This window comes from Brachybacterium paraconglomeratum (genome assembly GCF_003994255.1).
GTDB lineage: Bacteria > Actinomycetota > Actinomycetes > Actinomycetales > Dermabacteraceae > Brachybacterium > Brachybacterium conglomeratum.
Genome location: NZ_ML133863.1, coordinates 37,765 through 58,455 on the forward strand (window position 1 = coordinate 37,765; position 20,691 = coordinate 58,455).

The window sequence follows — 20,691 nt, forward strand, 5'->3', positions numbered from 1 at the left end:
GCCCATGGAGCTGTTCACGACGAGCTGGGCCGCGCTGCGCCGCGCCGTCCACGAGCTGCCCGAGCACGCCTTCTCCCTGCCCTCGGGATGCCGCGGCTGGCTGGTGCGCGACCTCGTCGGCCACCTCGTGATCGACGCCCAGGACGTGCTGATCACGTTGGCGACCCCGGCGGAGACCGCCCCGACCGCGGACGCGCTGAGCTGCTGGACGCCGACGCCCACCCCGCCCGACGGCACCGATCCGCACGACGCCCTCACCGTGCGCCTCGCCGCCGCGTACGAGGATCCGGGACTGCTGCGCGACCACCTCGAGGACCTCGGCGGGGCCGCCGAGCGGGCCGCGCTGCTCGCGGAGCCGGACCTCCCGGTCGCCACCCAGGGCATGAGCCTGACCGTGCGGGACTACCTGCACGCCTACGTGCTCGAGTGGACGCTGCACCATCTGGACCTGCTCGCCCACCTCGACCCCGAGGACGCCGCCGCCCCTCCGCCCGTCGAGGGTCTCGCCGAGGCGCGGGACATGGTCGAGCGCCGGCTTCGGGTGCGGCTGCCTGCGGGATGGTCCGACGCCGACGCGCTGCGCCGAGCGACCGGGCGCGAGAGCCTCACCGATGCGCAGCGGGCCGAGCTCGAGGAGCTCGGCCCGCGCGGGGAGATGCTGCCGCTGTCCTTCGGGTGAGCGGCCTCGTCGTCAGCCGGCGACCACAGCGCCGTCGGCCGCGGTCAGCGGCACCGCCGCCGGGCGCTCCACGGTGCTGGTGATCTCGATGAGCGTGCCCGACGCGGCGGCCTCGAGCACCCCGTTCATCACCTCGAGCACGTGCTGGCCGAGCTCGCCGGAGGCCCGCAGGTCCGCGCCCCGCACGGCCATGTCCTGCAGCCCGATCCCGCGCCCGGCCTGCTCGTAGCCGCCGGTCACGGGAAGGGTCTCCCAGCTCTCGCCGCCGAGCGGGTGCAGGCGCACGTCCCCGTCGAAGCGGTTCGGATCCGGGACGGCGAGGGTGCCGGCGGTGCCGTGGATCTCGATCGGGTGCGCAGTGGTCGCGACCGCGTCGAAGCTCATCACCAGCGTGGACAGCACCCCGGACTCGTGCACCAGCACGCCGGTGACGTGCGTGTCCGTGGTGACGGGGATGGTCTCGCCCTCGCGGGGCCCGGAGCCGATCGTGCGCTCGGTGCGCAGCCGGCTCGCCGCACCGATCACCGCCTCGACCGGGCCGAGCAGCGTGACCAGGGCGTGGATGTAGTACGGGCCCATGTCCAGCAGCGGGCCGCCGCCGGGGACGTAGTAGAAGTCCGGCTGCGGATGCCAGCGCTCGTGGCCCGGGGTGACCATCGTGGCGGTCGCCGCGATCGGGGTGCCGATCACGCCGTCGTCGATCACGGCGCGCGCGGTCTGCGTGCCGGTGCCGAGCACGGTGTCGGGGGCGGAGCCGGTGAGGACCCCCGCCGCCGCGGCGGCCTCCAGCACGCGGGCGCCCTCCTCGGTGGTGACCGCGAAGGGCTTCTCCGAGTAGACGTTCTTGCCCGCGGCGATCGCGCGCAGGTCCACCTCGGCGTGCGCGGCGGGGATGGTGAGGTTCAGGACGGTGTCCACCTCGGCGTCGGCGATCAGCTCGTCCACGCTCAGCACCCGCACCCCCTCGCGTCCCTCGGCCGCGGCCTCCGCGCGGGCGCGGTCGAGGTCCGCGACGGCGACCAGCTGCACGTCGGGCAGACGGTCGAAGCTCTCCAGGTACTGGCGCGAGATGACCCCGCAGCCGATCATGCCGACCTTCATCGGGTCGCCTCCTTCGCTCGGGTCCTGCCGTGGTCGCCGTAGGGCATGTCGCTGCCGCGCGCGGCCCAGAGCAGGCCCCGCTCGACGATGGTGCGGACGTTCGGGTCCTCGAGCACCTCGACGCGGTGCCCGGGGGTGGTCACGAAGATGCGGCCCTTGCCCCACAGTCGCGTCCACAGCGCCGGGGAGGTGATCTCGCGGTGCCACGGGTCCCAGTCGCGGACCTTCTGGGTGGTGGTGGCGAGGACGTCGCAGTAGTCGTCGGCCAGCACCCAGTACTGCTCGGTGACCAGGTCGAAGTCGCTGATCCCGGCGGTGATCGGGTGGTCTGCCGCCTCCGGGAGCAGGTTCACGGTGTAGGGGACGTAGTTGTCGGCCTGCTCGCCCTTGCGCTCGTCGGGGTGCTTGCCGGGGTGGCAGCCGAACTGGCCGCCGATGAGGGTGAGGTAGTCGGACTCGCTGCGGTAGCTGTCGGCGATCCCGCCGTGCCAGCCGGCCATGCCGGTGCCGGCCTCGATCGCGGCGCGCAGCCCCTCGAACTGGGGCCGCTCGATGGTGCTCATGGTGTTGCACTGGACGATCAGGTCGACCGTGGCCATGTACTCGGCGTCGGCGTAGACCGCGGGGGACTCCTCGATCCGGACGCTGAACCCGTTCTCCTCGAGGAAGGGGAGGAACATGTCGGTGGCCTCGACGGGCTGGTGGCCGTCCCAGCCGCCGCGGACGACGAGGGCGACTCGGGTGGGGGCGGTGCTCATGCGGTGGTCTCCTCGGTGGTGGGGTGCTGGGGGCCGACGGCGGTCCAGCGCGAGCCGTCGGCGTCGCTCGCCTCGACGGCGGCGAGGACACGCTGGACGTGCAGCGCCTCGGCGAAGGACGGCGAGGGATCGGTGCCCTCGCCGATCGCGCGGATCAGGTCGGCGATCTCGTGGGTGAAGGTGTGCTCGTAGCCGAGGCCGTGGCCGGTGGGCCACCATGCCGCGGCGTAGGGGTGCTCCGGCTCGGTGGTGAGCACGCGGGTGAAGCCCTGGCGGCCCGCCGGGGCGGTGGCGTCGTAGACCTCCAGCTCGTTCATCCGCTCGAAGTCGAAGGCGACCGAGCCCTTCGCACCGTTGATCTCCACGCGCATCGCGTTCTTGCGGCCCTGCGCCATGCGGGTCGCCTCGAAGGCGCCGAGCACGCCGCCGGCGAAGCGGGCGGAGAACAGGGCGACGTCATCGACCGTGACCTGGCCGCGCTCGCCGGAGGCATCGCCCTTCCCGCCGAGGCCCTGAGCGGTCCCGGCCGCGGGACGGGTGGGGACGACGGTGGCGAGGGTGCCGGAGACCTGATCGATCTGGGTGCCGGTGATCCACTGGGTCAGGTCGATGACGTGCGCGCCGATGTCCCCGAGCGCCCCGGAGCCGGCCTTGTCCTTGTCGAGTCGCCAGGTCATCGGGGCGTCGGCGTCCGAGAGCCAGTCCTGCAGGTACTGGGCGCGCACCTGCCGGATCTCGCCGACGAACCCGTCGGCCACCAGCTGGCGCGCGTAGGCGAGCGCCGGGGTGCGGCGGTAGGAGAAGCCGCAGATCGAGCGGATGCCGCGGGTCGCGGCGTCGGCTGCCGCGCGGGCCATCTCCTCGGACTCCGCGACCGAGTTCGCCAGCGGCTTCTCGCACAGCACGTGCTTGCCCACCGCGAGCGCGGCGAGCGCGATCTCGTGGTGGGTGTCGCCCGGGGTGCAGATGTCGATGACGTCGATCGCCGGGTCCTCGATCAGGTCCTGCCAGCGGGTGGTGTGGCGGGCGAAGCCGTACTGCTCGGCGGCATCGGCGACCGCGGAGGCGGTGCGGCCCGCGATGGTGTGCAGCACCGGGGAGGCCGGCAGGTCGAAGAAGCGGTGCGCGGTGCGCCAGGCGTGGGAGTGGGCAGCGCCCATGAAGCCGTAGCCGATCAGGCCGACGTTCAGGGGGGTCGAGCGGGTGGGCGTCGAGGTCACGAGGGGACGTCTCCTTGCAGTTCGCGGGCGGGGTCGGGGGTCACTTGCCGGAGCCGGCGGTCATGCCGCTGACCAGGTAGCGGCGGCCGAAGGCGTACAGGATCACGATCGGGATCGAGGACAGCACCACGGCGGCCATCACGACCGGGACGTTGGTGGCGTACTCGCCCTGGAAGCTCCACAGCGCCAGCGGCAGGGTGCGCTTGTCCGGGCTCTGAGTGAGGATCAGCGGGAACAGGAACCCGTTCCAGGACATCAGCGCCTGGTACACCGCGACCGTCACGAGCGCGGGGCGCACGATCGGGAAGGCGAGGCGCCACATCTTCTGCCACTCGGTGGAGCCGTCGACGTCCATCGCCTCGAACAGCTCCCTCGGCACATCGCGCAGGGAGTTCGAGATGATCAGGATGCTCAGCGGCAGGCCGAAGGCGATCGCGGGGATCATCAGCGCGGCCAGGGAGTCGTACATCCGCATCGAGATGATCATCAGGTAGATCGGCACGATGGTGGCCTGCACGGGGATCGCCAGTCCCAGCAGGAACAGGCTCCGCATCGGGCTGAACACCCGGCGGGTCCCGCGCACGAGGGAGTAGCTGGCCATGAAGGCCATCAGGACCAGGGGGATCACGGTGCCCACGGCGACCAGCACGCTGTTGAGCAGGTATTGGGTGAAGTCCGCCTCGAGGACCGCGGTGACGTTCTCGAACGCCAGCGGCAGCGAGGGCAGCACCGGGTTGGAGCCGAAGTAGGTCGAGATCGACTTGAGGCTGGTGATCAGCACGAAGTAGATCGGGAGCAGCACGACGGCGAGCCACAGCCAGCCGAAGGCCCCACCTATCCAGTTGCGCTTCATGTCAGGCTCCTTCCATCTGGCTGGCGGCGGAGTCCTTGCCGCCGAGACGCTGCACGCCGAGGGCGAGACCCAGCCCGAGCACCACGAGCATCACGGCGAGGGCGCTCGCGACGCCCATCTCGTTGCCGCGGAAGCCGGTGAGGTACATGTCCAAGGGCAGGATCCGGGTGGCGGCGCCCGGGCCGCCCTGGGTGAGCACGAAGATGATGTCGAAGTAGGTCAGGGCACCCACCACCATCAGGGTCGAGGAGGTGATGAGGGTGTACTTCAGCTGGGGCAGTGTGATCGAGAAGAACTGTCGCACGCGGCCCGCCCCGTCGATCTCCGCCGCCTCGTACATCGAGCGGGGGATCTGCCGCACCGCGCCCTGGTAGATCAGGGTGTGGAAGGGGATGAACTGCCACGAGATGATGAACAGCAGCACCACCCAGACCAGCACGGAGTCGCCCAGCCAGTTCTGCTTGAGCAGCGGCATGTCCAGGCCGTTCGCCAGGCCGAAGTTGGGGTCCAGCAGCGACTTGAAGGTGATCGCGATCGCCGCGGAGGAGAGCAGCAGGGGCAGGAAGTACAGGATCGCGAGCACGTTGCGGTACCGCTGCGGGCCCGCCAGGAATGCTCCGAGCAGGATGCTCATCGGGGTCTGCAGCAGCCACGTGGCGACGATCATGAGCAGGACCAGCCCGAGGCCGTTCCAGGTGCTGGACCTCCCGAGCGCCTCGATCCAGCTGGTCAGCCCGGTGAACTCGATGGCGCCGATCCCGTTCCAGGTGGTGAAGGAGAGGGCCACGACCCCCACCAGGGGCAGCAGGGCGAACACCGCGAAGAACAGCAGCGCCGGCAGGACGAAGAGGAGGTGGGAGATCTTCACCCGGTCCTCGCGAGGACGACGGACCGACGGGGTCGAGCGCGCCGACTCCGCGCGCTCGACCCCCGCCCCGGTGGCGGGGAGGGCGGACTCCCTGGACAGCGCCGTCATGCTCAGGCCCCCTTGCCGGTGCTCATGTTCTCGGCGAACTGTTCGGCGGTGATCGCGCCGAGGAATAGCTGCTCGGTGTTCACCAGCAGGGTCTCGGCGTCAGTGGGCTGCAGCGCCTGGTCCCAGGACTGCGTGAAGGCGGGGGCCTCCTGGATCGAGGAGTAGACCCACTGGAGGTACTCGGCGTCCTCGCTCGCGGCGAGGGCCTCGTCCTGCCCGACGATCACGGGGACCGAGCCGGCGGCGATCAGGTCGGAGGCGACCTGGTCGGACATCGCCCCGTCCTGGAGGAACGCCTTGGCGACCTCGATCTCCTCGTCGGCTGCGGCCGAGGAGAGCGAGAGGTAGTTGCAGGGGTTGCCGACCAGGTTCTTCAGCTCGCCGGCACCGCCCTCGATCGTGGGGAACGGGCCGAAGCCCAGATTGCCGCTCGGCACGAACTCCCCGCCGCTGGCCTTCATGCTGCCGAAGGTCCAGCCGCCGTGGAGCATGAGGGCGGCCTGGTCGGTCCAGAGCAGGGCCTGGTCCGTGTTGGAGTCGGCAGCCATGGACTCGAAGCCGTCGGCGAAGGCCTTGATCTCGAGCAGCTCGTGGACCTTCTCGCCCATCGCGAGGACGGCGTCGTCGAGCCACGCCTCCTTGTCGCCGGCGGCGATCTTCGCGAAGACCTCGGGGCCGCCGACGCGGTCCAGGAGGTACTCGAGCCACATCATCGAGGTCCACCTCGACTGCCCGGCGAGCGAGATCGGCGCGATGCCGGCGGACTTCGCCTTCTCGACCACGCCGAGGAGGTCCTCCCAGGTCTCCGGCGCCTCGGCGCCGATGTCGCCGAGCACCTTCTTGTTGTGGAACAGGATGATGGGCTGAGTGGCGCCCTGGGGGAGGGCGTAGATCTTGTCGTCCACCGTCGCGGCGTCCCAGACGGACTCGACGAATCGGTTCTTGTAGTCCGCGTTCTCCTCGAGCCACGAGGTGACGTCCAGGACCTGCGATTCCTCGGCGTAGGTGCGCAGACCGCCGCCTCCCCATCCGTAGATGATCGTCGGCGCCTCGCCGGCACCGATCGCGGTGCGGATCTTCTGCTTGTAGGCGTCGTTCTGGAAGAACGTGACCTCGACCTGACCGGAATCACCCTCGTTGAAGGCGTTCACGGCATCGCCGTAGATCGTCTCGTTGGGCTCTCCGGACAGGGCCCAGTAGGAGGCGCTGTCGCCGCCTCCGCCGCCGCCGGCACCGCCGGGTCCGGAGGTGCCGCAGGCGCCGAGGGTGAGGGCGGAGAGCCCGGCGGTGGCGCCGAGCATGCCGCGACGGGTGAGTGAAATGTTTCGCATGACCTGCTCCTGGTGTCGACGTTGACGGGGCCGTGCTCGGCGGGGGCCGTGGGGGCGTCGCCGGTAAGTAAGCGCAATTTACCAATCGGGGTGGTGTGGGTCAACAGGGTGGCGGGATCGAGACCTTGGGAAGCGCGGTCGCTTTGTGACCTGGGGGTATGCGGATGTCTGCGGCGATCTGCCGGTGACGGGGTGTGCCATGGCGTGTCGCCCTGCCTGCTCGGGGCGGTGATGGCCGCCAGCCGCCGGGGTCGATGGGCAGGCGTGGCACAGATGGCAGAAAGTTTCTATCGCGGGAGTAGTATGCGCGCCATGGAGAGCACACGGAGGTCGCGCGGGCAGGTCACGCTCGCGCAGGTGGCAGAGGCGGCCGGGGTGTCCCTCGCGACGGCGTCCAAGGCGATGAACGGCCGCGGCACGGTCAGCGCCTCCACCGCCGAACGGGTGGCCGAGGTCGCGCAGTCCCTCGGCTACGCGCTGCGCCCGCGCCGTGCGCAGAGCCGCCGTCGGATCGCCCTCCATCTCGAGGTCGCCGACAGCCCCTACGTGATGGGGGTCCTGGCCGGGGCGGAGTCCGCGGCGCGAGGCGCCGGCGCGGATCTGCTCGTGATCAGCTCCGAGAAGCAGGGGATCTCCCGGGCCTGGATGGCGCAGGCCGCCGGTGACGGGGTCGAGGGCGTCGTCGCCCTCACCACCCCGATCGACTCCCGTCACGTGCGCTGGAGCCGGAGCCTGAACCTGCCGCTGATCGTGATCGACCCGATCCTGCGCGAGGCCGACGTCGACGGGCTCCTCGCCGTCTCCGCGACCAACTGGGAGGGTGGGCGCAGCGCCCTCCAGCACCTGCTCGACCTCGGGCATCGCCGGATCGGGCTGCTCAACGGCCCCGCCGGCTCCGTCCCGGGCCGCCAGCGCACCGAGGGCTACCGCAGTGCGCTCGCGGCGGCAGGCATCGAGGTCGACGAGCAGCTGATCCACGGCGGCGACTTCAGCGCGGAGCTCGGCGAGGAGGGGACGGCGCGGATGCTCGCCCTGGCCGATCCGCCGACGGCGCTCTTCGCGACCTCCGACAACCTCGCTCACGGCGCGATGCGCGCCGCCCGCGCCCACGGGCTCGAGATCCCCGCGCAGCTCAGCATCGTCGGCTTCGACGACACGATGATCACCCGCTGGACCCAGCCGCAGCTCACCGCCGTCAGCCAGCCGCTGTTCGAGATGGGGCAGGTTGCGGTCGAGCGGCTGCTCGCCCTGCTCGACGACCCGCGCCGCTTCGCCCACCCCTTCGAGCTGCGCACCCGCCTGATGGTGCGGGGGACCACGGCGGGGCCGCCGGACCCCGGCCGGGCCGAGCAGGGCTGAGGCGCGGGCTCAGCGCTCCTTCTCGATCCAGCTTCCCGGCGCGTCGAACACCGGCTGCCGCGCCGCGCGCGCCGCGCCGTGCAGCGCGGGGTCCGCGAGTGCGTCGGCCCGCTCGATCGCGACGGGGCCGGCCTCGGCGGCCAGGGCGTGGCGGTCCACGGTCTCCTGCACCACCGGCGTGATCTCCTCCGCGATCGGCGCGAGATAGCCGGAGAGCACCACGGTGGACAGGTCCAGCACGTTCAGGGCGTTGGCGATCGCGAGGCCGAGCGAGCGGCCGATCACCCCGATCACCTCGGCACGGCTCGAGCTGCGCGCGAGCTCCTCGACGAGGTCCTCGATCCGCACCTCGTCGGAGAGACCTGCCTGGCGCACCAGAGAGAGGTAGGAGATGTAGGCCTCGAGGCAGCCGCGCCGCCCGCAGCGGCACTGCCGCCCGTCGGGCGCGACGACCGTGTGCCCGAACTCGCCGGCCCAGCCGTGCGCACCCTCGAGCACCGCGCCGTCCAGCACCACCGCGCCGCCGACGCCCGTCGAGCCGCGCACGTAGAGGAACGACTCGCCGGGGCGGCGGTCGATCTCGGTGAGCACCGAGAGGCGGTTGTCGTTCTGGGCGCCGACGGGCCAGTCCGCGGGCGCCAGCAGCTCCTGCAGGCGGGAGATCACGGGGACGTCCGCCCAGTCCAGCCCCGGGGCGGAGAGGATCCGGCCGTCCTCGGGGCAGAGACGGCCCGGGATCGCGGCGGTCACGCCGACCACAGGCAGCTCCGGCGCCTCCTCCCGCACCTCGTGGACCAGCTGGGCCGCGAGCGCGAGGGCGTCCTCGGCCGTGCCCTCGGCGACCCGGTGGTAGGTGGTGCGGCGCGCGAGCTCGGCGCCGGTGAGGTCGATGCCGAGGCAGGAGATGTGGTCCGCGGCGATCTCGAGCCCGATCGCGAGCAGCGTCCCGGCGGCAGGGCGCAGCGGCACCATCGGCCGCCCGGCGCCCGCCGCGATCGGCTCGCCCTCGGTCACGAGGCCCGCGCCGATCAGCTCCTCGACGAGCTTGGAGACGGTGGGCTTGGTGAGCTGCGTGAGCGTCGCGAGGCCCGCGCGGGAGGCGGGGGAGGGGGCGGTCTGCAGGGCGCGCAGCACGGCGGAGAGGTTGTGCTCGCGCAGGTGGGTGGACTGCATCGCGTCCGTCCTCTCGTGCTCGTCCGTGCTCGTCGTCGTCGGCGTTCGGGGTTCGTCGGCTCCCCGGGTTGTGCGGGACAGCCTCCCATGCGTAGATTAGTAACGGAAACTTACTAAGGGAAGGGGTGCACCCCCGCCATGGCGGACCGCCGCCGTGCGCAGCACCCCCGACGACGCCGTCGACCACCACCGAGGAGCACCCCATGACCGCCCCCACCCCCACCCGTGACGACAAGTTCTCCTTCGGCCTGTGGACCACGGGCTGGCAGGCGCAGGACCAGTTCGGCTCCGCCACCCGCCCGCCGCTCGAGCTGACCGCCCACGTGCGCCGCCTCGCCGATCTCGGCGCCTGGGGCTTCACCTTCCACGACAACGACGTGATCCCCTTCGACGCCACCCCCGCAGAGCGCTCGCGGATCATCGACCAGCTCAAGAAGGTCACCGAGGAGACCGGACTGGTGATCGAGATGGTCACCACCGACACCTTCGCCCACCCCGTCTTCAAGGACGGCGCCTTCACCTCCAACGACCGCTCCGTGCGCCGCTTCGGCCTGCGCAAGGTGCTCGCCAACGTCGACCTCGCCGCCGAGCTCGGCGCGAGCACCTTCGTGATGTGGGGCGGGCGCGAGGGCTCCGAGTACGACGGCTCCAAGGACCTCCACGCCGCGCTCGAGCGCTACCGCGAGGGCCTCGACACCGTCGCCGGCTACATCAAGGACAAGGGCTACGACCTGCGCATCGGCCTCGAGCCCAAGCCCAACGAGCCCCGCGGCAACATCTTCCTGCCCACCGTCGGCCACGCACTCGCCTTCATCGAGCAGCTCGAGCACGGCGACATCGTCGGCATCAACCCCGAGACCGGGCACGAGCAGATGGCGACCCTGAACTACACCCACGGCCTCGCCCAGGCGCTGTGGAGCGACAAGCTCTTCCACATCGACCTCAACGGCCAGCACGGCCCGATGTACGACCAGGACCTCGTGTTCGGTCACGGCGACCTGATCAGCGCGTTCTTCACCGTGGACCTGCTCGAGAACGGCTTCCCCTCGAAGCCCGGCGCCTACGAGGGCGCCCGCCACTTCGACTTCAAGCCCTCCCGCACCGAGCACGAGCAGGGCCAGTACGACTCTGCCGCGGCGAACATGGAGATGTACCTGATGCTCAAGGAGCGCGCGATCGCGTTCCGCCAGGACTCCGAGGTGCAGGAGGCCATGGCCTACTCCGGCATCGAGGAGCTCTCGCAGCCCACCCTCGGCGAGGGCGAGACCCTCGCGGACCTCCTCGCGGACCGCTCGACCTTCGAGGACTTCGACGCCGATGCGGCAGGGGAGCGGAACTACGGCTTCGTGCGCCTGCAGCAGCTGGCCATGCAGCACCTCCTCGGCTTCCGCGCCTGAGGATCGCGGACCGGGGCCCGAGGCTGGTCGGCGGGCGCCCTGCATCGGGCCCGTGTCTTCCACTGGCGCTCAACCCGCAGCCATCGGCCATAGGCCGGGTGGCTGCGGGCTGAGCGCCACTGGATGCAGCGGCCGGGCCCGCGCACCCTCCGGCACCGCCCCGGCCCGAGGCCGGCTTCCGGGGGCGGCCGGTCGCTCCTCGCCCGTACCCTGGCCTCGTGCGCGGTGCGCTTCCGCGCCCCGCAGGCCGCCTGACATGCCCCGCCCCACCTGCCCTTCCGTCCCGACCCGCTCGTAAAGGACCCCTCATGGCCCCGCTCGTCCTCGGCATCGACTCCTCCACCCAGTCCACGAAGGCACTGCTCGTCGACGCCGAGACCGGGCAGGTGCTCGAGGAGCGCCGCTCCTCCCACCCCGACGGCACCGAGGTCGATCCCCGTGCCTGGCTCCGGGCGGTCGACGAGGCGGCGGGCCCCCTGCTCGAGCGGGCCGACGCGCTCGCCGTCGGCGGCCAGCAGCACGGCATGGTGCTGCTCGACGAGGCCGGCGAGGTGGTGCGGCCTGCGCTGCTGTGGAACGACACCCGCTCCGCCGACGCCGCGACCACGCTGATCGATGAGATGGGCGGGCCGCAGGCGAGCGTCGAGGAGATCGGCAGCCTCATGGTCGCCTCCTTCACCGCGTCCAAGCTGCGCTGGGTGCGCGACGAGGAGCCCGAGAACGCGCAACGTGCTGCGCAGGTGCTGCTCCCGCACGACTTCGTCTCCCTCCACCTCGCCGAGTCCGGCACCGCCCCGTTCACCGACCGCGGCGACGCCTCCGGCACCGGCTACTACTCCACCCGCGAGGAGGCATGGAAGCCCGAGCTCGTCGAGGCCGCGCTCGGGAAGAACCTCGAGCTGCCGCGCCTGCCCTCGGCCCCGAACGAGGTCATGGCCCGGACCGCCTCCGGGGCCGCGATCGCGGCCGGCACCGGCGACAACATGGGCGCCGCGCTCGGCCTGTCGCTGGGCCCCGGCGACGTCTCCGTCTCGATCGGCACCTCCGGGGTGTGCGCGATGGTCAGCGATGCGCGTCCCGGCGATGCCAGCGGCACGGTGACCGGCTTCGCCGACGCGACCGGCCGCTTCCTGCCCATGACCACCACCATCAACGCCTCCCGCATCCTCGAGGCCGGCCGCGCCCTGCTCGGCGTCAGCCACGACGAGATGGCCGAGCTGGCGCTCGCCTCCGAGCCCGGCGCGAACGGCGTGACCCTGCTGCCCTACTTCGACGGGGAGCGCACCCCGAACCGCCCCCACGCCCGCGCCACCCTGACCGGCATGAGCACCTCCACCACCCGCGAGGACGTGGCCCGCGCCTACGTCGAGGCCCTGCTGTGCTCCCTCGCCGACGGCATCACCTCCCTCGAGGAGCGCACCGGCACGGCCGCCCGCCGCATCACCCTGATCGGCGGCGGAGCCCGCTCCCGCGCTGTCCAGCAGCTCGCCCCCGCGATCTTCGGCCGCGAGGTCACGATCGCGCCCGACGGGGAGTTCGTCGCGCTCGGTGCCGCTCGTCAGGCCGCCTGGGCGCTCGCCGGCACCGAGGAGCCGCCGAGCTGGGAGATCAGCGGCTCCCGCGTGGTCTCGGCCGAGGCGACGCCGCAGGTGCTCGAGGCGTATCGGGAGCTGAAGGAGCGCACCGAGGGGTGGGGCTGACGGCGCGGAGGCGTTCCCGCGGGAACGTCGGCGGGCCGTGGTCAGGCGAGCGAGCGCTCGTCGGCGGTGCCGGACGGGTTCGCGGCGCGCTCGATGTCGTGCAGCACGGTGATCACGGCGTCGGCGTCCTGTTCACGGGGGAAGACGTAGTCAATGCGAGTCGTGGACTTGTCCTCGTAGGGGGACTGGAACAGCCGATCGGGTGTCATCTCGCCGCGTCGCGTGAGCTCGTCGATCACCATCGTGAGGAACTCGAGCTGAGTGGCGTTCAGCCCACCCGGCGCGATCTTCTCGGCGAACGCAGCCTCGGCGGCGGCACGATCGAGGCCGACGAGAGAGCGCACGAAGATCCCGAGTCCGCGCTCACCGCTGACCGCGGCGAGGGCTTCCGGGGTGCCCTCTCCCTGTTCGACGAGGATCCGCTCGAGCTCCTCGAGGTCGGTCTCGGTCAGCGGCATGTTACGTCGCAGTCGCTGGATGGCGACGTGGTCACGGTGCTCGCGGATGTAGGCGGTGACCTTCTCGCGGAAGCGCTTCTGGTCGACGCCGGCGGTGGCGAGCGGCAGATCGACCGAGCGGGACTCCCCGAGATCGTCCTCGAAGTCCGTGATGATGATCGAGCGCTTCTTCCGGTCGAGGAACTGCACCAGGCTGCGCATTCCGCGACGGGCCCGTTCGAGCATCGGGAGGGTGATGTCCTCCCACCAGTCGTCCCCGGCCACCTCTTGCAGCAGCTCCGCAGCGGCGGCGACCTGCGGGATCGTCTGCTTCTCGAGAAGCTGGGCCGCCACCGATTGCATGACCGTCCGCGTGCGCGCGGCGAGGGCGTCGTCGTTCTCGAGCTGGGCCAGCTCCCGCTGGAGGACCACGAGATCGAACCTCTTGGCCTGCTCATCGTCTGTAGCGGCCGACGACGGCAGAGCCCCGAGGGCGCTCGAGATGTCGTCGGCCGTGAGTGCGGTCAGCGGGGCGTCCCATCCTTCGGGTGACGAGTAGGCGTCGAGAAGCCGACGGTGGGGACGGGCGAGGAAGGAGTCGGCGGGGACGCCGGCGACGAAGCCGCTCAGCCAGTCGACCGCGTCGGCACGGACCGTGTCATCCCCGGCGGTCGCGTCGATGCCTGCGACGAGTCGTGCACGGACCGTGAACAGTCGCTGCGAGAGGGGGACCTGGACGCTGACGGTCCGATCAGCTGGATCCTGGGAGAAGTATTCGACGTTCCCGCAGACGTCGAAGACGCGGAACGCCGTCTTGTCCCCGTCGCTGAAGATCCCGGGCGAGAGCCGTGTGCCGCGGCCGATCATCTGCCAGAACTTGGTCTTGGAGAACACCTGCTTGAAGAGAACCAGGTTCAGCACCTCGGGCACATCGATGCCGGTGTCGAGCATGTCCACGCTGATCGCGATGTGCGGGGCCTTCTCCGGCTGGGAGAAGGAGTCGATGAGGGTCTGCGCGTAGGCGGAGTGACTCGTGATGACCTGCGCGAAGTCCCCACCGAGATGGGGATACTGCGCGTCGAAGCGTTCCTTGAGGAACTGCGCGTGGCGCTGGTTCATTGCGAACACGATGGTCTTGCCGATGCGGTCGCCGCCCGAGACGGTGAACCCGTGCTGCATGAGCTCGGCGAGCACCTTGTCCGCGGTGTCGGCGTTGAACAGCGAGCGGAACACCCGCGGCGCCTCGACCTCGGTGGGCATCTCCGTCTCGGGATGCTCCTCGCCGTCGACGCGCTCCCAGTCGATCTCCTCCCACTTCTCCTTCTCGTCCTCGGGGAGGTCGTCGTAGCGGATGCCCTTGCGATGGAATCCGAGATCGTAGACGTGGTTCTCGGGACCCACGAGGTATCCCTCAGCGATGGCTTCGTCCAGCGTGTAAAGGTCCGTAGGGACCCCGTCCTCGATGTTGAACAGCCGGAACGTGCTGCGCGCGATGTCGTCGACGGGGGTCGCCGTGAGTCCGAGCAGGAGCCCGTCGAACCAGTCGAACAGCGCTCCGTACTTCTGGTAGACGGAACGATGCGCCTCGTCGATGACGACCAGGTCGAAGAACCCCGGACCGAAGCGTCGCCCTGTCGTATTGCGTGCGGCATCGACGAGGTTGAGCATCGTGGGATAGGTCGAGAGGTAGACCCTGGCCTCGGTCTCCTTGTCGACGGTGAGGTTCACGGACGCGACGTCCGGGAGGAGGCTGGAGAAGGCGCGGTGCGCCTGCTTCACGAGCGCGGCACGGTCGGCGAGGAACAGCACCCGCTTCGCCCATCCCTGCTCCATGAGCTGCTTGACCAGCGCGATCGTGGTGCGAGTCTTGCCGGTGCCGGTGGCCATGACGAGCAGAGCGCGGCGCTGCTTCTGATCGAAGTGGGCCCCCACCTTCGCGATCGCCCGCTGCTGATAGGGGCGACCCGCGATCGCCGGGTCGACGGGCGCTCCAGAGAGCGGTGAGCGGAGGGTGCGGCGTCGGATCATCGTCTCGAGCTCGCCACGGGTGAAGAAACCTGCGACCTCTCGAGCAGGCGTGTCCGGGTCCTCGATCAGCAGGTGCCGGTCGCCGTTGCTGAGGAAGATGACGGGGCGCTGCCCGAACTTCGCGTCGAGTGAGTTGGCATAGAGGGTCGCCTGCCGTTCTCCGGCCGACGGGTCGAGGGAGGAGCGCTTGGCCTCGACGATGCCGAGCGGGAGACCGTCGGCTCCCCACAGCACGTAGTCGACGCGGCCGGTCCCAGTGGCGTTGGTACCGGGGGTGATCGGGAGCCCGTCGACGGGATACTCGCGGTCCTGTGGTTCGTCGAGCGCCCACCCCGCATCGCGCAACTGCTCGTCGATGAGCGCGGCGCGCGTCTCGTTCTCGCGGTAGTCGTGGGTGTCTGCTGCGGCGTCGGCCGCCTTCGCCGCGGCGATCTGCTTCCGCAGCTCCTTGAGCTCCTCCTCCAGGGCGGAGAGCTTCTCGTCGCGCTCGGCGATCTCGCGCCGGGAAGCCTCCTGCTGTTCGGTGAACCGCTTCGCCAGTTTGGCGAGCTCGGCGGGACCGAGCGGTGCGCGCTTCTGGGCGATGCTGACGTCGAAGGCGGTGCCCAACGGTGCGGCCTCCGGGAACGTGGACTGGTGCTTGACCGTCCAGATGATCACGTCGAAGAGGTCCCGCAGTGTGGCGACGCCCTCCTGGCGGGAGAGCCGACGGTTGCCGTGAGCGGCGTCGTTGCCGCGCCGGCGCAGGAGGTTCAGCTGGTTGTTGATGGCGTTCGTGCGGTTCTTGAACGCCGGGTCGTTCATCCGGGCGCTGAGATCGGAGCGGTACCCCTCGGGCAGTCCGAACACGTCCACGAAGAGGTACTCGACGACCTTTTCCACGGCGACACGCGCGTGGAAGGCGGCGCTGTCGGGGTCTGAGAGGGCATAGGACTCGGCGCGCTGGCAAGTGTCGAAGAGCTCCGGCCACTGCTGCCGGATGAACCTGAAGTTGCTCACTGCCGCCCTCCTTGGTCGTTCCCCAGGTCAGAGTGTATCGACGGGATGGGACGGGTGGCGTGAGAATGACGCACGAGGCGCGGTGCGATGTCCACAGGGGTGGTTGCCCGTCACGTGTTTCTCGATCTAGCATGTTTCTCGCTATGGGAAACGCTTCGAACCGAGAAACGACACTGGTGGACGCCGCTCTGCGGAGCATCTCAGCGCTGCTGCCTGCGTCATGGTCACTGCGCACGGAGGCCGACGGCCAGGGAGGCCCGCTGCGCGCTGATGCTCTGGCAGTGCTGACGGGTTCGGACGGGTCGACGGTGCGCTTCGTGGTCGAGGCGAAGCCCTCCGGAGCGTCGGTCGGTGTGCTGCTTCCCCGCCTGCGCGAGATGGCGGTCCAGTTCGAACTGCCGGTCCTCTTCGTCACCGACTACGTGGGTCCCGCTCTGCGAGACGCGCTCGCCGCAGAGGGATTCAGCTATGCCGACGGGACGGGATGGGTCCGGGTGTCCACGACCGCTCCGCTCATCCTGCTGACCGGGCGCGGGGCGGATCGGTCGCCTCGAGCCAGGGAGTCGTCGGCTGTCGCACGTCTCGACGGTATCGCCGCAGGCCGGATCATCCGGACGCTCTGTGCCGTCGAAGTTCCCTTTGGTGTGCGCGCGCTCGCCGACCGCGCGGGTGTGTCTCCGGGGTCCGTGTCGAAGGTGCTTCCGACACTCGCTCGGGAGGGTGTGCTCGACCGAGGTGGTCGCGGTGCGGTGATGGCGGTGCGCCGACGTGCGCTGGTCAGACGGTGGGTGCAGGACTACAGCTTCCGCAGGACCAACCTGTCCCTGCGCCACTTCATCGCGCCGCGAGGTCTCGACCGCACGCAGAGCCGGCTGGCTGAACTCGAACAGCCCACAACGCTCACAGGCTCGGCGGCAGCCCGTCGGTACTTGCCCGACGGGGCGACTTCCGTCGTGCCACTGCGCCTTCTCGCGCTCTACAGCTCCGACCCCGAGGCGCTCGCGGCTGAGCTGCGGCTGGTTCCCGCGGACCCTGCGGAGGCGAACGTCGTGATCGCCGCGCCCCAGGATGAGCGTGTACTGGACATGCCACTCGCCCCTGCGGCGCTCGTGATCGCAGACCTGCTCACCCTGCCGGGGCGCGCGGACGCCGAGGCTGAGCAGCTCGCTGACGCCCTCGCCCTCACCGACCCGGCCTGGAAGGACTGACCATGGATGTCGCCCCGGAGTACGTCGTCGCCCGACGGGTGCTGCTCGACGCCCTCGATGCACTCGAGTGTCACGTCCCGAATCTGGTGCTCGTGGGCGCGCAGGCGGTCTATCACCACACCGGCGACACAGAACTCCGTGTCCCCTTGTTCACCACAGACGCGGATCTCGCGATCGATACGCAAGGACTCGAGGACAGCCCGGAGATCGGCGACATCCTGCGAGCGGCGGGCTTCTCGCCCGGGACGAATCCGGGGCACTGGGTCGATGCCCGGCAGGTGGCGGTCGATCTGATGGTCGTGCCGCACCAGTCGGGGAGGACGAAGCCCTCCGCGCGTGCAGCAAGCCTGCCGCCCCATGACAAGGCGACTGCGCGCGTCGCCCGAGGGCTCGAGCCCGCGCTCGTCGATCACGAGATCGTGTGCATGGCGGCGCTCGAACCGGGCGATGACCGCCAGGTGGGGCTGAAGGTGGCGGGGCCTGCGGCACTGCTGACGGCGAAGGCCATCAAGCTCGGGGAGCGGCTCGAGCAGGCCGCGGTTCAGCCGAGCCGTCTGCGTGAGAAGGACGCCCTGGATGCCTTCCGCATCTTTCAGGTGGTCGAGACGGAGGTCCTCGTGCAGGGCTTCGCCTCGCACGCGGTCGACGAGCACGCGCGTGCGGTCACGGCGGAGGCCATAGAGATCTACCGCGCGGAAGCGTCGACGGCGGGCGGCCGTATCGCGCAGCTCGCAGCGGCCGCCGCCCACGGCGACAGGACGATTGCGCCGTCGTTCGCGGCGCTGGTGGCGGAGCTGTTCGGCGAGCTCTGACGAGACGGGGCGGTCAGAGCTCGCCGCGGAACGCCGTGTGCTGGAGCGCGGCGAACAGTTCCTCATCGGCCTCGAGGGCCTTGGCGACGCGATCACGTTCGGCGCGGATTGCATTCACGCTGTTGGCGAATACTCTTTGTTCGTCTATCGATGGTTTCGGAAGGAGGAGTCCACGGACGTCGGACTGGTTGATGCTTGCCTGATTGATTGCTTTCTTGGCGCGGGCGGCGATCTGTTGACGTGCGTCACTAGTTAGGAGCCACGAAATAACATATTCGGATAGGATGTGCGCACTATCTAGCCTCAATCTCATCATGTTTGACTCGAACACTGACGGCTCTTCGAGGTCCTCGATCAGGATCGCCTTTCCGAGGTGCGAAAGCGCATTCACTCTGTTTATGACAATATCTCCCTCTCGAATGGAGTATTTCGCAAACTCGTCGGTGGTGGTTTGCACTCGGCGCCAGGGGTTATCGCGCATATACCCGTTCGAGAAGCTGTCGATCCGCAGGATCGGTGTTCCCTCTCCGTACGAAGAGGCGGGTTTATAGAGTCCGTTGGTCGGTCCCTCGATGATGAGATCACCGAGTTCGCAGTCTGGTGAGCGCTCCCCGAACATCCGGTGAAAGAGCGTCGGTCGCAGTTTCTCCAGTTCGACGAGCTGTGCGCGTCGCTTCCTGCGGATAGCGTCGGCCTCATCGAGGATCGAGGCGATGCGACGCTGGTTGTGTAGGGTCGGCGGATCCAGTGGGAGGGCGAGGAGGTCGGCCCTGCTTACGGAAGCCTGGTTGACCCAGGCTCTAATCATCCCCCGGAACGTCCCACTCTGATAGTGCCACTGCAGGAAGCGCCAGAGGTATTCGGGGCATAGTTCCTGCGGGTTGGTGCGTAGGCGAACGAAGTGATTGCTGTATACAGCAGGTTCGTCGAGCTCCGGGATTAAAATTGATTTCCCGGTATTCTCGGGACTATTCGTTGCATTGAAGAGGATGTCCCCTGGTGTGACTGCAAACTGGTCAATCTTCCGGTGTGCGTCTCGAGGGATCCGGCGGCGTGTTTCCAGGCTTATGCCGCTCGCCTTCGAGACGTTGTGCATGCGGAACTGGAAGATGCCGGAGTCGTCGGTCTTGCCGCAGGCGAATCCAGGCCGGGAGTCGAGGAGGAAGTCTCCAAGCGCCGGGCTCACCCCAGCACCTCCCGCAACCGCGCCACACCCACGGCGATCTCATCGTTCAGTCGCTCCACGTCGGCGAGGATCTCCTCGGCCGAGCGGTGCTCGACCTCCTCGAGCACTACCTCTTTGTAGCGGTTGATCGAGAGGTCGTACCCCTCGGCGACGATGTCCGCCTTCGGCACCAGGAAGCTCTTGTCGGTGCGGGCACGATCCTGCTCGCCCTCGAGGTTCTGCCAGCGCTCGAGCACGTCCGGCAGGTCCGAGTCTCTCAACGGGGTGCGCTTGTCGTCGAGCGAGAAGCCGTCGGAGGCGACGTCGTAGAACCAGACGTCCTCGGTGCCACCGGCGCCCGTCTTCGTGAAGAAGAGGATCGCGGTGGAAACCCCGGCGTAGGGCTTGAACACGCCCGAAGGAAGCTTCACCACGGCGTCGAGCTTGTGGTCCTCAACAAGCATGCGGCGCAGCTCCTTGTGTGCCTTCGTCGACCCGAACAGAACGCCGTCCGGGACGATCACCGCGGCGCGGCCACCCGTCTTCAGCAGTCGGAGGAACAGGGCCAGGAACAGCAGCTCCGTCTTCTTCGTCTTGACGACGCGCTGAAGGTCCTTGCTGGTCTCCTCGTAGTTGAGCGACCCGGCGAACGGCGGGTTCGCGAGGATCATCGAGTACAGGCCCTCATCGCCCGCCGCGCCCTCGGAGAGCGAGTCGCGGTAGCGAATGTCCGGGGAGTTCACGCCGTGCATCAGCATGTTCATGCTGCCGATGCGGAGCATGGTCGAGTCGAAGTCGAAGCCGTGGAACATCGAATGGTGGAAGTGGCGGGACTGCTCCCGGTCCACCAGGGCGTCAGGGTGCTTCTCGCGCACGTGCTCGCTCGCCGCCATGAGGAAGCCGGCCGTGCCGCAGGCGGGATCGCAGATCTCGTCGGCCGGTGTCGGCGCCATCATGTCCACCATCAGGCGGATGATGTGCCGAGGGGTGCGGAACTGGCCGTTCACGCCGGCGGAGGCGAGTTTGGAGAGTAGGTACTCGTACAGGTCGCCGTTGGTGTCCCGATCGTCCATCGGGATCTGGTCGAGCATGTCCACGACCTTGCCGAGCAGGTTCGCGCTCGGGATCGTATAGCGGGCATCGTGCATGTGCGCGCCGTAGGTGGTGGTCTCGCCCGCGATGTCATCGCCGAGCCCACGCAGGAACGGGAACACCTCGTTCGTCATCAGGTCGTGCAGCGCGTTCGTGTCACCGGTGGCGCGGAACGTGGACCAACGCAGGTGCTTCTTGCTCTCCGGGAACGGCATCGGTTTGTCCGTCCGGCCCAGACGCCGGATCTCTCGCTCGGCCGCCAGCTGCTGATCGTCGAGCCGGCGCAGGAACAGCAGGTACGTGACCTGCTCGATCACCTCGAGGGGGTTCGAGATGCCCCCGGACCAGAACGCGTCCCAGACGCGGTCGATGCGACTTTTCAACTCACCTGTGATCACCCTGG

The 20,691-nt window shown here is 69.5% G+C and carries 16 protein-coding genes; 6 read left to right on the forward strand and 10 right to left on the reverse strand.

What is annotated here, in order from left to right; translation table 11 throughout:
- Positions 1 to 4 precede the first annotated feature (4 nt).
- The gene (locus DS079_RS15770) at positions 5 to 679 is read left to right on the forward strand and encodes a maleylpyruvate isomerase N-terminal domain-containing protein (RefSeq protein WP_126988748.1); all 675 of its coding nucleotides are present in this window, start codon (positions 5 to 7) and stop codon (positions 677 to 679) included.
- Positions 680 to 691: 12 nt separating this feature from the next.
- Here the strand turns inward: DS079_RS15770 and DS079_RS15775 are convergent, their stop codons facing one another.
- From DS079_RS15775 to DS079_RS15800, 6 genes are all read right to left on the reverse strand, one after another.
- Positions 692 to 1,780 (reverse strand): Gfo/Idh/MocA family protein, encoded by a 1,089-nt coding sequence (locus DS079_RS15775; RefSeq protein ID WP_126988749.1) that lies wholly within the window; start codon positions 1,778 to 1,780, stop codon positions 692 to 694.
- The gene (locus tag DS079_RS15780) at positions 1,777 to 2,538 is read right to left on the reverse strand and encodes a ThuA domain-containing protein (RefSeq protein WP_126988750.1); all 762 of its coding nucleotides are present in this window, start codon (positions 2,536 to 2,538) and stop codon (positions 1,777 to 1,779) included. Before DS079_RS15780 ends, DS079_RS15775 begins: the two co-directional genes overlap by 4 nt.
- Entirely contained in the window at positions 2,535 to 3,698 is a 1,164-nt protein-coding gene (locus tag DS079_RS15785; protein WP_241237697.1) for a Gfo/Idh/MocA family protein, read from the reverse strand. Before DS079_RS15785 ends, DS079_RS15780 begins: the two co-directional genes overlap by 4 nt.
- A gap of 100 nt (positions 3,699 to 3,798) precedes the next feature.
- Positions 3,799 to 4,611: a carbohydrate ABC transporter permease gene (locus DS079_RS15790; protein ID WP_126988752.1), complete on the reverse strand. Its 813-nt coding sequence runs from the start codon at positions 4,609 to 4,611 to the stop codon at positions 3,799 to 3,801.
- Between the two features lies 1 nt (position 4,612).
- A complete protein-coding gene (locus DS079_RS15795; protein ID WP_010551881.1) occupies positions 4,613 to 5,587 on the reverse strand; it encodes a carbohydrate ABC transporter permease in 975 nt (324 codons plus the stop codon).
- Between the two features lie 2 nt (positions 5,588 to 5,589).
- Positions 5,590 to 6,918, reverse strand: a complete 1,329-nt coding sequence (locus DS079_RS15800; RefSeq protein WP_126988753.1) for an extracellular solute-binding protein — start codon at positions 6,916 to 6,918, stop codon at positions 5,590 to 5,592.
- Positions 6,919 to 7,230: 312 nt separating this feature from the next.
- Between DS079_RS15800 and DS079_RS15805 the strand changes: the two genes are divergently transcribed.
- Positions 7,231 to 8,277, forward strand: a complete 1,047-nt coding sequence (locus DS079_RS15805) for a LacI family DNA-binding transcriptional regulator (protein ID WP_126988754.1) — start codon at positions 7,231 to 7,233, stop codon at positions 8,275 to 8,277.
- Positions 8,278 to 8,286: 9 nt separating this feature from the next.
- On the opposite strand, the gene DS079_RS15810 is transcribed toward DS079_RS15805, so the two are convergent.
- Entirely contained in the window at positions 8,287 to 9,450 is a 1,164-nt protein-coding gene (locus DS079_RS15810; RefSeq protein ID WP_126988755.1) for an ROK family transcriptional regulator, read from the reverse strand.
- A gap of 203 nt (positions 9,451 to 9,653) precedes the next feature.
- Here DS079_RS15810 and xylA point away from each other — a divergent pair, with 203 nt between their 5' ends.
- Together xylA and xylB are read left to right on the forward strand one after the other, a co-directional pair.
- Entirely contained in the window at positions 9,654 to 10,847 is a 1,194-nt protein-coding gene (xylA, locus tag DS079_RS15815; protein ID WP_126988756.1) for a xylose isomerase, read from the forward strand.
- Positions 10,848 to 11,155: 308 nt separating this feature from the next.
- Entirely contained in the window at positions 11,156 to 12,547 is a 1,392-nt protein-coding gene (gene xylB, locus DS079_RS15820; RefSeq protein ID WP_126988757.1) for a xylulokinase, read from the forward strand.
- A 41-nt stretch (positions 12,548 to 12,588) separates the two neighbouring features.
- Here xylB and DS079_RS15825 read toward each other — a convergent pair whose 3' ends face one another.
- Complete coding sequence (locus tag DS079_RS15825; protein ID WP_126988758.1) at positions 12,589 to 16,011, reverse strand: DEAD/DEAH box helicase family protein; 3,423 nt, start codon at positions 16,009 to 16,011, stop codon at positions 12,589 to 12,591.
- Between the two features lie 143 nt (positions 16,012 to 16,154).
- On the opposite strand from DS079_RS15825, the gene DS079_RS15830 reads away from it, so the two are divergent.
- On the forward strand, positions 16,155 to 17,219 hold the full coding sequence (locus tag DS079_RS15830; RefSeq protein ID WP_126988759.1) for a hypothetical protein: 1,065 nt from the start codon (positions 16,155 to 16,157) through the stop codon (positions 17,217 to 17,219).
- Positions 17,220 to 17,221: 2 nt separating this feature from the next.
- Positions 17,222 to 18,031 (forward strand): hypothetical protein, encoded by an 810-nt coding sequence (locus tag DS079_RS15835; RefSeq protein ID WP_126988760.1) that lies wholly within the window; start codon positions 17,222 to 17,224, stop codon positions 18,029 to 18,031.
- A gap of 13 nt (positions 18,032 to 18,044) precedes the next feature.
- On the opposite strand, the gene DS079_RS15840 is transcribed toward DS079_RS15835, so the two are convergent.
- Together DS079_RS15840 and DS079_RS15845 are read right to left on the reverse strand one after the other, a co-directional pair.
- Entirely contained in the window at positions 18,045 to 19,217 is a 1,173-nt protein-coding gene (locus DS079_RS15840; RefSeq protein ID WP_126988761.1) for a restriction endonuclease subunit S, read from the reverse strand.
- Positions 19,214 to 20,686: a type I restriction-modification system subunit M gene (locus DS079_RS15845; protein WP_126988762.1), complete on the reverse strand. Its 1,473-nt coding sequence runs from the start codon at positions 20,684 to 20,686 to the stop codon at positions 19,214 to 19,216. The genes DS079_RS15840 and DS079_RS15845 overlap by 4 nt, the downstream gene beginning before the upstream one ends.
- Positions 20,687 to 20,691: the final 5 nt, after the last annotated feature.

Coding starts and splice junctions, on each gene's coding strand:
- DS079_RS15780 (WP_126988750.1), bottom strand. CDS start 2,538: ATGAGCACCGCCCCCACCCGAGTCGCCCTCGTCGTCCGCGGCGGCTGG.
- xylA (WP_126988756.1), top strand. CDS start 9,654: ATGACCGCCCCCACCCCCACCCGTGACGACAAGTTCTCCTTCGGCCTG.
- DS079_RS15830 (WP_126988759.1), top strand. CDS start 16,155: ATGGGAAACGCTTCGAACCGAGAAACGACACTGGTGGACGCCGCTCTG.
- DS079_RS15785 (WP_241237697.1), bottom strand. CDS start 3,698: ATGGGCGCTGCCCACTCCCACGCCTGGCGCACCGCGCACCGCTTCTTC.
- DS079_RS15795 (WP_010551881.1), bottom strand. CDS start 5,587: ATGACGGCGCTGTCCAGGGAGTCCGCCCTCCCCGCCACCGGGGCGGGG.
- DS079_RS15805 (WP_126988754.1), top strand. CDS start 7,231: ATGGAGAGCACACGGAGGTCGCGCGGGCAGGTCACGCTCGCGCAGGTG.
- DS079_RS15835 (WP_126988760.1), top strand. CDS start 17,222: ATGGATGTCGCCCCGGAGTACGTCGTCGCCCGACGGGTGCTGCTCGAC.
- DS079_RS15775 (WP_126988749.1), bottom strand. CDS start 1,780: ATGAAGGTCGGCATGATCGGCTGCGGGGTCATCTCGCGCCAGTACCTG.
- DS079_RS15810 (WP_126988755.1), bottom strand. CDS start 9,450: ATGCAGTCCACCCACCTGCGCGAGCACAACCTCTCCGCCGTGCTGCGC.
- DS079_RS15770 (WP_126988748.1), top strand. CDS start 5: ATGGAGCTGTTCACGACGAGCTGGGCCGCGCTGCGCCGCGCCGTCCAC.
- DS079_RS15800 (WP_126988753.1), bottom strand. CDS start 6,918: ATGCGAAACATTTCACTCACCCGTCGCGGCATGCTCGGCGCCACCGCC.
- xylB (WP_126988757.1), top strand. CDS start 11,156: ATGGCCCCGCTCGTCCTCGGCATCGACTCCTCCACCCAGTCCACGAAG.
- DS079_RS15790 (WP_126988752.1), bottom strand. CDS start 4,611: ATGAAGCGCAACTGGATAGGTGGGGCCTTCGGCTGGCTGTGGCTCGCC.